Origin of the sequence: Ramlibacter albus, assembly GCF_014297445.1 — a bacterium.
Taxonomy (GTDB): domain Bacteria; phylum Pseudomonadota; class Gammaproteobacteria; order Burkholderiales; family Burkholderiaceae_C; genus Ramlibacter; species Ramlibacter albus.
In genome coordinates this window covers 42402-55341 of the sequence record NZ_JACORU010000019.1, presented here as the reverse complement: position 1 = coordinate 55341, position 12940 = coordinate 42402, and the positions used below count along the sequence as shown (strand labels likewise).

The window sequence follows — 12940 nt, the reverse complement described above, 5'->3', positions numbered from 1 at the left end:
GACTGCATTCGACGCTGGGGTACGTGAGTCCGATGCAGCATGAGAGAAACTGGATGGCGGCCCAGGACAAAAAGTCCGCTTAACAAGCTCGGTTAAGGGATTCGTCAAACAGGGGCAAGGTCATACGGACCACCTGGGCACGCCGCGGCTGATCACCGATGGCAGTACGCAACCGGTGTGGCAGTGGCCGTATTCGGCGTTCGGCCACAATGAGCGCTCCGGTGTGCTTGCAACCACGACGAACTCGAGCGGACAGAACGTGCTGAGCAGGACGAAACCGGGCATCACCTTCAACCTGGGGATGCCGGGGCAGTACTGCGATGAGGAGTCGCGGCTTTGCCAGAACTGGAACCGGGAATACAGTCCGTGGGATGGACGGTATACGCAGTTCGATCCGATGGGGTTGCATGACGGGCCGAACGGCTACATCTACGTTCACGGCGACCCTCTTCGAGGGACGGACCCGATGGGGTTGGCCAACAGCGCGGCGACGTTCTGGATGCGAGGCAAGGAGCCGCCGAACAAGCCTCCAGAGGAAACCATGTGCAAGCCCGATCAATGTTTCGATCCGATCGACCTCAAAGCTGGGAATGGCATGTGTGAGCCGGGGGACATCATGTGCGCCATCGCGATGCAGGCAGCAGGCCTACAGGAACCGTACTTCTACGAAAAGAAGAGGTACTCCAGATTGTGCTTGGTCTCGCTTGGACTGTTTGGCAAGGTTGGCGGTGTGAAGGCTGGCAACTCTGTTGCTGGGCAGGTTGCTGCAAGCGCCGAAGCTGCCGGTGCCACGGCAACAGGTCTGAATGCCACGCTGCTCAATGGCGCGGCCAATGCTGCCAAGTTCTGGAAGCACCCGGCCTTTACGGCTGCGATGGCTCCTCTTGCCATCAAGGAGCTGCTTGACACCTGCGCGTGCGAGGGGAAGTAGACGTGAACGCAAAGACTGTTTTGATCCTCGTCGCCACGGCGCTTCTCTTGTTCTACCGGTTCGCGTTCCCCTGGACGCCCTTCTGGGTCGACCTATTGGTCATTGCGATTGGTGGGTGTGTTGGCGTGAGCAAGTGGCTCGCGGAACAGCAACCTGATCCCTATGAGACAGAAAAGAAAGAGAATGATCCAAGTGGCGGTCCACCAGCAGCCGACGTATGAAATCGGTCCCGATCCAATTTCCACTCGCGAACGAGCGTATGGAACGGCTCTACGGCTGCGCGCCTGACGCTTTCTGTATGGACCGCGTCGTGCGGCCTTCATTTCGTGCGTCTATTTGACGTGAGCCACCCACCGCGCCGCACCTTCCCCCGCCACCCGCCCCGTCGCAAAACATGCCGTCAGAAGGTAACCCCCCGTAGGCGCCTCCCAATCCAGCATCTCGCCCGCGACGAACACGCCAGGCAGCTCGCGCAGCATGCCGTTCTCATCGAGCGCATCGAACCGCACGCCGCCCGCCGTGCTGATCGCTTCATCGACGGGCCGCGGCCGCGCCAGTTTCAACGGCAGCGCCTTCAACGCCGCCGCCAGCCGCGCGGGGTCATCGAGTTCTTCCGGGGTGAGCACCTCATGCAGCAGCGCCATCTTCACACCCGCGATGCCGAGCCGGCTCTTCAGGTGCGTCGACAGGCTGCGCGCCCCGCGTGGGCGTCGCGTCTCCGCCAGCACTTGCGCCGACGTGTGCTGCGGCAGCAGGTCGATGAGCCACGTGGCATGTCCGTGTGCCGCGATCTCGTCCCGCAACTGCGCGGAAAACGCATACACAAGGCTGCCTTCGATCCCCGTCTGCGTGAGCACGAACTCGCCCTGCCGGCTGTCTTGCTCCGATTGCGAAGCCATGCGCGCCGCAACCGGCTTCACCGGCTGCCCCGCAAAGCGTTGCCACAAGTGCTCGCTCCAGCCCGAACTGCCCGGGCGCGTCGGCATGACGTCGAAGCCGCAGTTCGCCGGCAGCAGGGGCGAGATGGAAACGCCCCGCGCCGCAAGCAACCGCACCCACGCACCGTCCGAGCCCAGCCGCGGCCAGCTTGCGCCGCCCAGTGCAAGCACCGTCGCATCCGCGGCATGAGTGACGCGTCCCGCCGGTGCGTCGAACACGAGCTCGCCGGTCGACGCATCCCAACCCTTCCAGCGATGCCGCGTATGCAACCGCAACCCCGCCGCCCGCAGCCGATGCAGCCACGCCCGCAGCAGCGGCGCGGCCTTCATGTCCGTCGGAAAGACGCGGCCCGAGGTGCCCACGAAGGTTTCGATGCCCAGCCCCGCGGCCCAGCGCCGCACCTCGTCACCGCCAAATGCGGAGATGGCGTCCCGCAGCGCACCGCTGCGCTCCCCGAAGCGGCCGAGAAAAGGCAGCGGGTCTTCGGAGTGCGTGAGGTTCAGCCCGCCACGCCCGGCGAGCAGGAATTTGCGGCCCACGGACGGCATCGCATCGAACAGGTCGACTGCAACACCACGCTGGAGCAGCACCTCGGCCGCCATCAAGCCGGCCGGTCCGCCGCCGATGATGGCGGCGCGCTTGGAAGAGGAAGTCACCGCTCGATTGTCTCGCCAACCGGCGGCGCGCCCAGCAGCGGCGTCTTGGCCGTGCCGAGGTGCAGCGCCATGGCGTCGATGGCCGCGACTTCACGCGCGCGGGCGTCGCCGAACGCGTCCAGGTCCGCATCGGCGCGCACGCGATACCCCGCGGCGACCAGCCTGCGGCAGACCTCGCGCGCCTCCTCTCTCGCCGTGGCGCCCGTGTGCACGTCGAGCTCCAGCAGTTTCGTGACGTCCTTGGCCAGCCGGTTCGCCTGCTTGCGCAGCAGCACGGCCGGCGCGCAGGTCTCGTCCTCGTCGAGCAGCAACTGCGCGATCAGGGCGAGGTCGAGCAGCGCGCCCAGCGTGGCCGGCCAGCCCGTGGCGGTGCCGACGCTGCGAAAGTAGATTACCGAGGGGTGCGAGGCATGGCTCTGCAGGATCGCCGCGCACCAGTCGCGCCCCTCCTGCAACTCGCGGCGCAACTCGGCGCGCCCGCCGGTAGCCGCTAGCAGTTCCAGCAGGCCGAGCGCCGAAGGTGGCTGGCCCGCGGCCGTGGCCATCTTCAGCACCAGTGTGTCGCGCGTGGCGATGTTGGCCTGCACCTCCAGCAGGTACGTCACCGCCATCGTCATCACGGCCAGCCCGCAAAAGCCCGCCGCGACGGCGATGACACTGCCCGCACCGCTCGCCTCCGTCGGGCTGAAGCCGAGCGTCGTCATCGAACCGCCCGCGACATACAGGGCGTCGCCGAAATCCTGCAGCGGCGGATCGAACGAGTCGCCCGCCGCATGCGCGAGCAGGCCGAACGCCAGCACGAGCAGCAGCAGCCACACGATGAAAGTGACGAGCAGCATGAAGGGCGCGAAACCGAGGCCGACGGGCTTGCGCCGCCTGCTGTGCAGCAGCTCCACCGAGCCGAGTACGAGCCGGCCCGCGATGCGCAGCAGCCCGCGCGAACGCCCCGGCACCACGACCGTGTCGAACACGTCGCGCAGCGCGAGCGCGGCAAGCACCACGCCCGCGATCGCCTCGGCGATTGCCATCATGCTCATCGGGAACTCCAGGGTCCGCTGTCGTCGCTGGACCTTGACCCGTGGGCCACCGCGCCGGTGTCGGACGCCAATGACATCCGGTGACTGCAATTCGCCCGCCCGGCCCCGGCACGCGGCGAACCAACTCCTTGCCCGGCCAATAGTAGCCTTGACAATGATTGCTTGGGCAAGTAATATCCGCCTTCCCATGAATCCGCCCAAACCCCGCGGGAAGGTCCCCGCCTTCTACAAGCCCGGCGCCATCCAGCCGAACGAGAGCGTGGGCTACCTGATGCGCCGCATCCTGGCCAGCGTGCAGGCCGCGGCCGACCGCGAGCTGGAGCCCACGGGCCTCACGCACGCGCAGTGGATCCCGCTCTACAAGCTGTACCTCGGCCACGCTTCCACAGCGGCCGAACTTGCCGCCGCCGCCGAACTGGACGCCGGAGCGATGACACGCACGCTCGACCGGCTGGAGGCCAAGGGCCTCGTGCGGCGCGTGCGCTCCGAGGCCGACCGCCGCGTGGTGAACATCGAGCTCACGCCCGAGGGCAAGACAGCCGCGCAGGCCATTCCCCAGGCGCTGTCGAACGTGCTGAATGCGCACCTCAAGGGTTTCACCGCCGAGGAGTGGCAGCTGCTCAAGTCCTTCCTCAACCGCATGCTCGAGAACGGGGTCGAGCTGCAACAGGCCCGCAACGAGGCACTGGATGAAACCTGATTTCCGCATGGCGGCACTGGCTGCCGCATTGCTGCTGGCCGGTTGCGCCAGCTACAAGGGCATCGAGCCCGAAGCCACGTTGCGCACGCCGCAGTCCCTGGGTCTTTCCGGCGAGCCTGCCGCGCAACGCCTCGCCCCCGACTGGTGGAAGGCGTTCGGCGACGAACAGCTCGACCGCCTCGTCGCGCAGGCGCTCGCGGGCAACCCGACGCTGAAGGTCGCGCAGGCGCGCCTGCGCCGGGCGCAGTCGGTGCTGGAAGTGGCGAACGCGGCCACGCTGCCGCAGGTCAACGGCTCGTTCGACGTCACGCGGCAACGCTATTCCGAGAACGGGCTGCTGCCGCCGCCCATCGCGGGTTCGATCCGCGAGAGCGCGACGCTGCAGCTGGGTGCCAGTTGGGAGATCGACTTCTTCGGCAAATACAGCGAGGCGCTCGAAGCGGCGCTGGGCACGGCGCGTGCCGCGCAGGCCGACACCGAAGCCGCGCGCATCCTGCTGGCCGCCAACGTGACGCGCAGCTACATCCAGCTCGCGCGCGTGCACGACCAGCTCGCCGTCGCACGACGGGCGCTCGCGCAGCGCGAGGAAGCGCTCAAGCTCGTACGGGATCGCGTCAATGCAGGGCTCGATACCGCGCTCGAATTGAAGCAGGCCGAAGGCGCGCTGCCCGAAGCCCGCCAGCAGATCGAAGCGCTGCAGGAGCAGGCGCAGCTCGCGCGCAACGCACTCTCCGCACTCGTTGCGCAGCCAGACGCGAAGATTGAAGAGCGTGCGCTCGCTGCGATCAAGCCGGTGCCCGCGCCGCACGCGATCCCCTCGGACCTGCTCGCGCGCCGCGCCGATGTGGCCGCCGCGCGCTGGCGCGCCGAAGCCGCGACGCACGACGTGGCGAGTGCGAAGGCGCAGTTCTATCCCAGCATCAACCTCACCGCTTTCCTTGGCCTGTCCAGCCTCGGTATCGGCAAGCTGCTCGATGCGGGCAGCCTGCAATGGGGCATGGGCCCGGCGGTGCACCTGCCGATCTTCGACGCGGGGCGCCTGCGCGCCAACCTGCGCGGCCGGGCGGCGGACCTCGACGCCGCAGTGGAGGGCTACAACGCGACGCTGGTCGACGCCATCCGCGAAGCCGCGGACCAGGTTGCGACGCTGCAATCCATCGAGAAGCAGCGTGCCGAGCAGCGCGACGCGCAGGCCGCGGCCGAAGGTGCTTACGACATCGCCGTGCAGCGCTACCGCGCGGGGCTCGGCACCTATCTGAACGTGCTCACCGCCGAGACCGCTGTGCTCAACCAGCGCCGCCTCGCGGTGGACCTGGCGGGCCGCCAGCTCGATGCACAAGTGCAATTGATGCGCGCCCTCGGCGGCGGCTATGAAAGCCAAGGAATCTGAAAATGGCGATGAACGAGAAACGCAAGAAGGGCCTGACCATCGTGGCCGCCACCGTGGCCGTGGTCGGCCTCGCCTGGGGCGCCTACGAGTGGCTGGTGGCCAGCCACTACGAGAGCACCGACAACGCCTACGTGCAGGGCAACATCGTGCAGATCACGCCGCAGATCGGCGGCACGGTGCAAGCGATCTACGCCGACGACACCGACTACGTGAAGGCGGGCCAGCCGCTGGTCAAGCTCGACCCCGCCGACGTCAGCGTCGCGCTGCAGCAGGCGGAAGCCAACCTCGCGCAGACCGTGCGCCAGGTGCGCACGCTCTACTCGAACAACGCCGCGCTGGCCGCGCAGGTGAAACTGCGCGCCGCCGACATCGACAAGGCCAACGCCGAGGTGCGCCGCGCGCAGGACGACCTCGCGCGCCGCCAGTCGCTCGTCGGCAACGGCGCCGTGTCGAGGGAAGAGCTGAACCACGCCGTCACGCAGCTGGCCAATGCGCGCAGTGCGCTCGAGGCCGCCAACGCCGGCGTCACCGCGGCGAAGGAGCAGCTCGCCACCAACCAGGCGCTCACCGAAGGCACCAGCGTGGACCAGCACCCGCAGGTGCTGGCCGCGGCCGCCAAGGTGCGCGAGGCGTGGATCGCCGCGCAGCGCGCCGCGCTGCCGGCGCCGGTGGACGGCTACGTCGCCAAGCGCACCGTGCAGCTCGGCCAGCGCGTGAACGCGGGCACCACGCTCATGTCCATCGTGCCGCTCAACCAGGTGTGGGTGGACGCGAACTTCAAGGAAAGTCAGTTGCGCAAGATCCGCATCGGCCAGCCGGTGAAGCTCACCGCCGACATCTATGGCAAGCGCGTCGAATACCGCGGCACCGTGCAGGGCCTGGGCGTCGGCACGGGCGCGGCCTTCGCGCTGCTGCCCGCGCAGAACGCCACCGGCAACTGGATCAAGGTGGTGCAGCGCGTCCCCGTGCGCGTGGCGCTCGACCCGCAGGACGTCAACAAGAACCCGCTGCGCGTGGGCCTGTCGATGGAAGCCACGGTGGACGTGAGCATGCAGGACGGCAAGACGCTGGCCGATGCGCCGCGCGCCGCCGCCATGTCGCAGACGCCGGTGTTCGACACGCTCGACGCGGGTGCGGAGGCCGACGTGCGCCGCATCATCGCCGTCAACTCGGGCCGCTCGACCCATCTCGCAGGCGCCTCCGCCGCCCGGAAGTAGACGCGATGACGGCACCCGAACCGCTGAGCGGCAGCGCGCGCCTCTGGGGCACCATCGCGCTGTCCACGGCCACGTTCATGAACGTGCTGGACACGTCCATCGCCAACGTTTCGTTGCCCGCCATCGCGGGGGACCTCGGCGTCAGCCCCAACCAGGGCACGTGGGTGATCACGAGCTTCGCGGTGGCCAACGCCATCGGCGTGCCGCTCACCGGGTGGCTGTCGCAGCGCTTCGGGCAGGTGCGCCTGTTCGTGGCGAGCGTGCTGCTGTTCGTCGCCGCCTCGCTGCTGTGCGGGCTCGCGCCCAACATGGGCATGCTGATCTTCTTCCGCGCGGTGCAGGGCTTCGTGGCCGGGCCGATGATTCCGCTGTCGCAGTCGCTGCTGCTTTCGAGTTACCCGCGCGCGCTGGCCGGCGTGGCGATGGCCGCGTGGTCCATGACGACGCTGATCGCTCCGGTTGCCGGGCCACTGCTGGGCGGCTGGATCACGGACAACATCAGCTGGCCGTGGATCTTCTACATCAACGTGCCCGTCGGCGTGGTGGCGGCGCTCGCCACCTGGGGCATCTACCACAAGCGCGAGAGCACGCGCCACAAGCTGCCCATCGACAAGGTGGGGCTGGCGCTGCTCGTGATCTGGATCGCCGCGATGCAGGTGATGCTGGACATCGGCAAGGAGTACGACTGGTTCGAGTCGCCGCTGGTGGTGGGGCTGGGCGTGACGGCGCTGGTCGGCTTCGCGCTCTTCCTCGTGTGGGAGCTGACGGAGGAGCACCCGGTGGTGGACCTGCGCCTGTTCGCGCGGCGCAACTTCTGGTCGGGCACGCTCGCGACGTCGTTCGCGTACGCGCTGTTCTTCGGCAGCCTCGTGCTCCTGCCGCTGTGGCTGCAGCAGTTCATGGGCTACACGGCCACGGATGCGGGCGAGGTGCTCGCGCCGGTGGGGTTGTTCGCGATGATCCTGTCGCCCATCGTCGGGCGCAACGTGGGGCGCGTGGACCCGCGCAAGCTGGCCACCTTCGCGTTCCTCGTGTTCGCGGTGGTGATGTGGATGCGCTCCAACTTCAACACGAACGCGGACTATGCCACCATCGTGCTGCCCACCATCGTGCAGGGCATCGCGGTCGCGTTCTTCTTCATCCCGCTGGTGACGATCACGCTGTCGGGGCTGGCGCCGCACCAGATACCGGCCGCGTCGGGGCTGACGAACTTCGCGCGGATCACGGCGGGCGCGTTCGGCACGTCGATCTCGACGACGGTTTGGGAGCATCGTGCGGTGATGCACCACGCGCACATGGCGGAGACGGTGAACGCAGCAAGCCCGGCGGCGCAGTCGACGTTCTCGTCGCTGGCGGCGAGTGGGATGCCGCCGGAGGCTGCCCTGGCGCAGGTGAACCGGCTGGTGGACCAGCAGGCGTTCACGATGGCGGCGACGGACCTGTTCTATTTCTCGGCGGTGGTGTTCGTGTTGCTGGTGCCGCTGGTGTGGTTGAGCAAGCCGCAGTCGTCCGCCGGGTCGGCGGATGCGGCGGCAGGGGCGCACTGATCAGCGCGTGAAAGGCAGGTCGAGCGGGCGCTGTGCGTTTCCGGCGAACGTGACGTGTACGCCGCAGGGGCCCTCGTCGCGTTGACGGGCGGCGTCGCGCACGAGCACGATGCGCGCGCCTTCGAGCAGCACGGTGCCGTCCTGCACCGCTTCGTCACCGAGGAAGGCGCGATAGCGAGCCAGCGACGCATCGACATCGGCCACAGCTACCGTCACTTCGGCAATCCCCGTCGCGCCGTTGGCGTGGTGTCGCACTTCGCCCTCGGGCACGCGCAGCGCACGCGGCGTGAGGTCGGCGCAGAGGAACGGCAGGTCGTGCCGCGACTGCCGCGCGGTCTGCCATTGGACTCGTTGCCCATCCGGCCGCAGCCGGCCACCGGGCAAGGGCCCGTTGATTCCGGCGAGGCCTCGCGCCTTCGCCTCAGCGACGACCGCAGGCAGGTCGTGCGGCAGCAGCGCGAAGTCGACGAGCCCGTCGCCGTGCGCATCGAGTTGGCGCCACCAGCGCTCGTCCGGCGACGGCGCGCTGTAGGTGATCAGCTCCAGGTACGCGCCGTCCTCGAACACCACCAGCGCATTGCGCGTGTTGCGGCCCGGGTGGCGGCCGCCTTCCATCACCGTGTAGCCGGCGCTCTCGCAATCGCCGACAGCGCGCTCGAGGTCGCGCACGGCGATCACCACATGGTCCAGCCGCAGCAACGTCATTCGTCGATCTTCAGCTTGGTGTCGCGCACGAACGCGCTCCAGCGCTCGTACTCCTGCCGCGCGTGGCGGTCCGCGCCCGCGCCGTCGGTTGCCATCACTTCGAAGCCGCCCGCCGTGAGTTTGCTGTGCACTTCGGGCGATTGCAGCGTGGCGCGGAAGGCGTCCGTCAGCATGCGCACCGTCTCCGGCGGCGTGGCCGAAGGCGCGAAGATGCCGATCCACGAATACGCCTCGAAGCCGGGGAAGCCCGACTCCGCCACAGTCGGCACGTTCGGCAGGTCCGCAAGGCGCTTCGAGCCCGTCACCGCCAGCGGCTTGATCTTGCCCGCCGCGATCTGGCCCTTGAGCGCGGCGTAACTCAAAAGCGTGAGCTGCGACACGTCGCCCAGCACCGCCTGCACGGCCGGCCCGCCGCCGCCATACGGCACGTGCAGCACGAACACGTTGGCCTTGCGCTTGATGTCCTCCATCACCAGCTGGTTCATCGAGCCGACGCCGGTCGAGGCATAACTGAACTTGCCCGGCTGCTTGCGCGCCGCTTCGAGGAAGCCGCGCAAGTCATTGGCCGGCACCGATGCCGACGCGCCGATCACGAGCGGGAAGCGCACCGCGAGCGTGACGCCCGTGAAGTCCTTGAAGGTGTCGTACGGAAGTTTCGGCTTGGCCACGGCGTTGATCGCGTGCGAGTCGAAGCTCACGAGCAGCGTGTTGCCGTCGGGCCGCGACTTGGCGACGTAGTCTGTGGCCAACTGGCTCGCCGCGCCCGGCTTGTTCTCCACGACGACGGGACGGCCGATGCGCCTGGCCAGTTCGGGCTGGATGATGCGCGCGGTGATGTCGGTGCTGCCGCCGGGCGGAAAGGTGACGACGAGGCGGATCGGTGCGTCGGACTGCGCGAACGCGTGGCCGCCCGCGGCCAGCGAGACGCCTGCGGCGAGGACTTCGCGCCGGCTGAAATCTTTTTTCGTCATGACTGCTTCCTTGACTTCAATGAACTACAGCGCGATGCGCAGCAGCGCAAACGCGCGCTCGTGCAGCTTCTCACGCCAGGGCCGCGCCTTCCACTCCTCGAGCGTGATGCGCCGCGCCTGCTTCAGGTCTTCCTCGAAGATCCTCGCCTGCCGCGCCGCGAAGTCCGCATCGTAGACGTTCAGGTTCGCCTCGTCGTTCAGGCGGAATGATCGCACGTCGAAGTTGGTCGAGCCCACGCTGGTCATGAAGCCGTCGACGATCATCACCTTGCAGTGGTACATCGTCGGCTGGTATTCGTGGATCTCGATGCCGGCTTCCAGCAGCTCGCCCCAGAGCGCGCGCGAGGCGCGGCGGACGGTCTCCGCGTCGATGTGCTTGCCCGGCACGACGATGCGGATGCGCACGCCGCGTTTGGCCGCCGCGACGAGCGCGCGCCGTGCGATGCCTTCGGGCACGAAGTACGCGCTGGAGAGGTCGATGGTCTTGCACGCCGCGGTGATCGCCAGCAGGACCATCATCAGCATGCTCTCGCTGCCGCCCGAGGGCGAGCTGGAGAACATTTGCGCCTTCTGCTCGCCGGCCGGCTGCAGCGGCGGGAAGTATTCGGGGCCGTGCAGCACGTGGCCCTTCGTTTTCACCCAGTTGTCGAGCATGACGCTCTGCATTTGCGCCACCACCGGCCCTTCCACGCGGAAGTGCGAGTCGCGCCAGTGCTCCGGGTCCTGCGCGTGGCCGGTCCAGTTCTGCGCGATGCCCACGCCGCCGGTGAAGCCGATGCGGCCGTCCGCGATGAGCAGCTTGCGGTGCGTGCGGTTGTTCAGGCGGCCCAGGTTGTACCAGCGCAGCGGGTGGTACTTCTCCACCTCCACGCCGGCATCGCGCATCTGCTGCTCGAGCCGCTGCTCCATGCGCGCGCTGCCCACCCAGTCGACGAGCACGTGCACCTTCACGCCCGCGCGTGCGCGCTCGGCCAGCGCGGCGGCGAATTCCTCGCCGATGTCACCGGACCAGTAGATGTAGCTTTCGAACAGGATGGAGTGCTGGGCCCCGCGGATCGCTTCGAGCATCGCGGGGAAGATCTCGTCGCCATTGACGAGCGCGCGCACCGAGTTGCCCTCGAGGATGGACGGGCCCACGAGCAGGCCCATGGAACGCAGGAACTGGGGGTCCTCGGCACCGTAGAGGTGTTCGATGTCCTTTTCGACTTTTCTTTCGCCCGCCGCGAAGTTGACGGCGACGAACACGACGACGAGGACCGCCGCAACAACAAGGATGACGGTCGGCATCCGCACGAGAATAGCGCATGCCCGTCGAACCGATGCGCCTGTCCAAGGTGGTTGCCGCCCTCGTGCCCTGTTCGCGCCGCGAAGCGGAGCAGTACATCGCGGAGGGCTGGGTGCGCGTGGACGGCCGGGTCGTCGAGGAGCCGCAGGCCCGCGTCGTGAACGAACGTGTCGAAGTGGATCCGGCTGCGGAACTGCAGCCGCCCGTGGCCGCCACCTTCCTGCTGCACAAGCCCTCGGGCATGGACATCGCCGAGGCGCAGGCGCTGCTCGGCGCCGGGACGCGATGGCAGGGCGATGCATCGGGCATCCGGCGCGTGAAGAGCCATCACGCGGGGCTCTCGGTGCTGCTGCCGTTGGCCACGCCTGCCGAGGGCCTGTGCATCTTCAGCCAGGACGCCCGCATCGTGCGCAAGCTGCACGAGGAGGGGCATCTTGTCGAGCAGGAACTGATCGCGGAAGTGGCAGGCACCATCGCACCCGGCGGCCTGGAGCGTTTGTCCACCGGGCTTGCGTGGAAGGGCCGCCCGTTGCCGCATGCGCGCACCAGCTGGCAGAGCGAAACGCGCTTGCGCATCGCCGCCAAGGGGCTGCCGATGGACGCCGTGCCGTGGATGTGCGAGCAGGTGGGCTTGCAGCTCAAGGCGCTCAAGCGCATCCGCGTCGGCCGCGTGCCGATGGCCGGGCTGCCGGTGGGGCAGTGGCGCTACCTGGCGCCGAACGAGCGGTTCTAGGGGGTGGCGCGCGGCAGGTTGCTGCGGATCAGCTCGCCCGAAATCGAAATGCCCGTCGCATACGGCGGCAACTCGTCACCCGGCCCGAACCACCGCGCCTCCGCGATCTCGCGCGTGTCCACCGTGATCTCCCCGCTCTCGTACTCGGCCGTGAAGGCAATCATCAGCGAATGCGGGAAGGGCCAGGACTGGCTGCCGAAGTAGCGCAGGTCGCGCACGCGCAGGCCCACTTCCTCGAACACCTCGCGGTGGATCGCGTCCTCCACCGACTCGCCCGCTTCGAGGAAACCCGCAAGCGCGCTGAACCGGCCGTTCGGTGCAAGCACGTTGCGCGCGAGCAGGATGGCGTCGCCCTTGCGCACCAGCACCATCATCGCCGGCGAGATGCGCGGGTAGGCCGCATGGCCGCAAACTGTGCAGCGCATGCAGCGCTCGCCGTCCACCGCCTGCATCGGGCCGCCGCATGCGCCGCAGAAGCGATGCGTGCGTGCCCACTCGGCGATCTGGAAAGCGCGGCCGCCGACGGAAAGCAGGTGCGTGTCGATCGCGCCGAACAGCGAGCGCAAGGGCTTGAACACGAAACCGTTACCGGGGTCCGCCGCAGATGCATCGACCCACGCCGTGCGGCAGAAGTGCTCGCCGAGCAGCCCCACCGGCCGCGCTTCGTGCAGCGAAACGCCGAGCGCGGCGCACTCGGCTTCGGACGGCAACGCGAGGTCCTCTTCCCGGACCAGCAGCGTGCCGCCGCGGAAAACAAAAATATGCTCCTGCGAGCAGGGCTGGTGCGCGTGCAGCGGGACGAAATGCGGCGGCGTGGCAAGCATGGCCT

General features: G+C 68.3%; 13 protein-coding genes. 7 read left to right on the top strand and 6 right to left on the bottom strand.

The window, feature by feature from the left end; translation table 11 throughout:
- Positions 1-223 precede the first annotated feature (223 nt).
- On the top strand, positions 224-931 hold the full coding sequence (locus H8R02_RS29330; protein ID WP_187085474.1) for an RHS repeat domain-containing protein: 708 nt from the start codon (positions 224-226) through the stop codon (positions 929-931).
- A gap of 2 nt (positions 932-933) precedes the next feature.
- The gene (locus H8R02_RS29325) at positions 934-1152 is read left to right on the top strand and encodes a hypothetical protein (RefSeq protein WP_187085473.1); all 219 of its coding nucleotides are present in this window, start codon (positions 934-936) and stop codon (positions 1150-1152) included.
- Positions 1153-1263: 111 nt separating this feature from the next.
- On the opposite strand, the gene H8R02_RS29320 is transcribed toward H8R02_RS29325, so the two are convergent.
- Complete coding sequence (locus H8R02_RS29320) at positions 1264-2526, bottom strand: BaiN/RdsA family NAD(P)/FAD-dependent oxidoreductase (RefSeq protein ID WP_354004998.1); 1263 nt, start codon at positions 2524-2526, stop codon at positions 1264-1266.
- A complete protein-coding gene (locus tag H8R02_RS29315) occupies positions 2523-3563 on the bottom strand; it encodes an ion channel (protein ID WP_187085471.1) in 1041 nt (346 codons plus the stop codon). Before H8R02_RS29315 ends, H8R02_RS29320 begins: the two co-directional genes overlap by 4 nt.
- A 187-nt stretch (positions 3564-3750) precedes the next feature.
- Here H8R02_RS29315 and H8R02_RS29310 point away from each other — a divergent pair, with 187 nt between their 5' ends.
- The 4 genes from H8R02_RS29310 to H8R02_RS29295 are packed head-to-tail and all read left to right on the top strand — an operon-like array spanning position 3751 to position 8417.
- On the top strand, positions 3751-4263 hold the full coding sequence (locus H8R02_RS29310; protein ID WP_187085469.1) for a MarR family winged helix-turn-helix transcriptional regulator: 513 nt from the start codon (positions 3751-3753) through the stop codon (positions 4261-4263).
- Positions 4253-5653: an efflux transporter outer membrane subunit gene (locus H8R02_RS29305; protein WP_255429634.1), complete on the top strand. Its 1401-nt coding sequence runs from the start codon at positions 4253-4255 to the stop codon at positions 5651-5653. Before H8R02_RS29310 ends, H8R02_RS29305 begins: the two co-directional genes overlap by 11 nt.
- A 2-nt stretch (positions 5654-5655) precedes the next feature.
- Positions 5656-6870: an HlyD family secretion protein gene (locus H8R02_RS29300; RefSeq protein ID WP_187085467.1), complete on the top strand. Its 1215-nt coding sequence runs from the start codon at positions 5656-5658 to the stop codon at positions 6868-6870.
- A gap of 5 nt (positions 6871-6875) precedes the next feature.
- Positions 6876-8417, top strand: coding sequence for a DHA2 family efflux MFS transporter permease subunit (locus H8R02_RS29295; RefSeq protein ID WP_187085465.1), 1542 nt, complete (start codon positions 6876-6878; stop codon positions 8415-8417).
- On the opposite strand, the gene H8R02_RS29290 is transcribed toward H8R02_RS29295, so the two are convergent.
- Genes H8R02_RS29290 through H8R02_RS29280 form a run of 3 tightly spaced genes read right to left on the bottom strand, consistent with a single transcriptional unit; the run spans position 8418 to position 11380 of the window.
- Complete coding sequence (locus tag H8R02_RS29290) at positions 8418-9122, bottom strand: VOC family protein (RefSeq protein ID WP_187085462.1); 705 nt, start codon at positions 9120-9122, stop codon at positions 8418-8420. It lies immediately after the preceding gene.
- A complete protein-coding gene (locus H8R02_RS29285; RefSeq protein WP_187085461.1) occupies positions 9119-10093 on the bottom strand; it encodes a tripartite tricarboxylate transporter substrate binding protein in 975 nt (324 codons plus the stop codon). The genes H8R02_RS29290 and H8R02_RS29285 overlap by 4 nt, the downstream gene beginning before the upstream one ends.
- 24 nt (positions 10094-10117) lie before the next feature.
- Entirely contained in the window at positions 10118-11380 is a 1263-nt protein-coding gene (locus H8R02_RS29280; RefSeq protein ID WP_187085459.1) for a phospholipase D-like domain-containing protein, read from the bottom strand.
- A 17-nt stretch (positions 11381-11397) separates the two neighbouring features.
- On the opposite strand from H8R02_RS29280, the gene H8R02_RS29275 reads away from it, so the two are divergent.
- Positions 11398-12111, top strand: a complete 714-nt coding sequence (locus H8R02_RS29275; RefSeq protein WP_187085457.1) for an RNA pseudouridine synthase — start codon at positions 11398-11400, stop codon at positions 12109-12111.
- On the opposite strand, the gene nudC is transcribed toward H8R02_RS29275, so the two are convergent.
- The gene (nudC, locus tag H8R02_RS29270) at positions 12108-12935 is read right to left on the bottom strand and encodes an NAD(+) diphosphatase (RefSeq protein ID WP_187085455.1); all 828 of its coding nucleotides are present in this window, start codon (positions 12933-12935) and stop codon (positions 12108-12110) included. The genes H8R02_RS29275 and nudC overlap by 4 nt on opposite strands.
- Positions 12936-12940 lie beyond the last annotated feature (5 nt).

Coding starts and splice junctions, on each gene's coding strand:
- H8R02_RS29310 (WP_187085469.1), top strand. CDS start 3,751: ATGAATCCGCCCAAACCCCGCGGGAAGGTCCCCGCCTTCTACAAGCCC.
- H8R02_RS29295 (WP_187085465.1), top strand. CDS start 6,876: ATGACGGCACCCGAACCGCTGAGCGGCAGCGCGCGCCTCTGGGGCACC.
- H8R02_RS29290 (WP_187085462.1), bottom strand. CDS start 9,122: ATGACGTTGCTGCGGCTGGACCATGTGGTGATCGCCGTGCGCGACCTC.
- H8R02_RS29280 (WP_187085459.1), bottom strand. CDS start 11,380: ATGCCGACCGTCATCCTTGTTGTTGCGGCGGTCCTCGTCGTCGTGTTC.
- H8R02_RS29285 (WP_187085461.1), bottom strand. CDS start 10,093: ATGACGAAAAAAGATTTCAGCCGGCGCGAAGTCCTCGCCGCAGGCGTC.
- H8R02_RS29305 (WP_255429634.1), top strand. CDS start 4,253: ATGAAACCTGATTTCCGCATGGCGGCACTGGCTGCCGCATTGCTGCTG.
- H8R02_RS29300 (WP_187085467.1), top strand. CDS start 5,656: ATGGCGATGAACGAGAAACGCAAGAAGGGCCTGACCATCGTGGCCGCC.
- H8R02_RS29315 (WP_187085471.1), bottom strand. CDS start 3,563: ATGAGCATGATGGCAATCGCCGAGGCGATCGCGGGCGTGGTGCTTGCC.
- H8R02_RS29275 (WP_187085457.1), top strand. CDS start 11,398: ATGCCCGTCGAACCGATGCGCCTGTCCAAGGTGGTTGCCGCCCTCGTG.
- nudC (WP_187085455.1), bottom strand. CDS start 12,935: ATGCTTGCCACGCCGCCGCATTTCGTCCCGCTGCACGCGCACCAGCCC.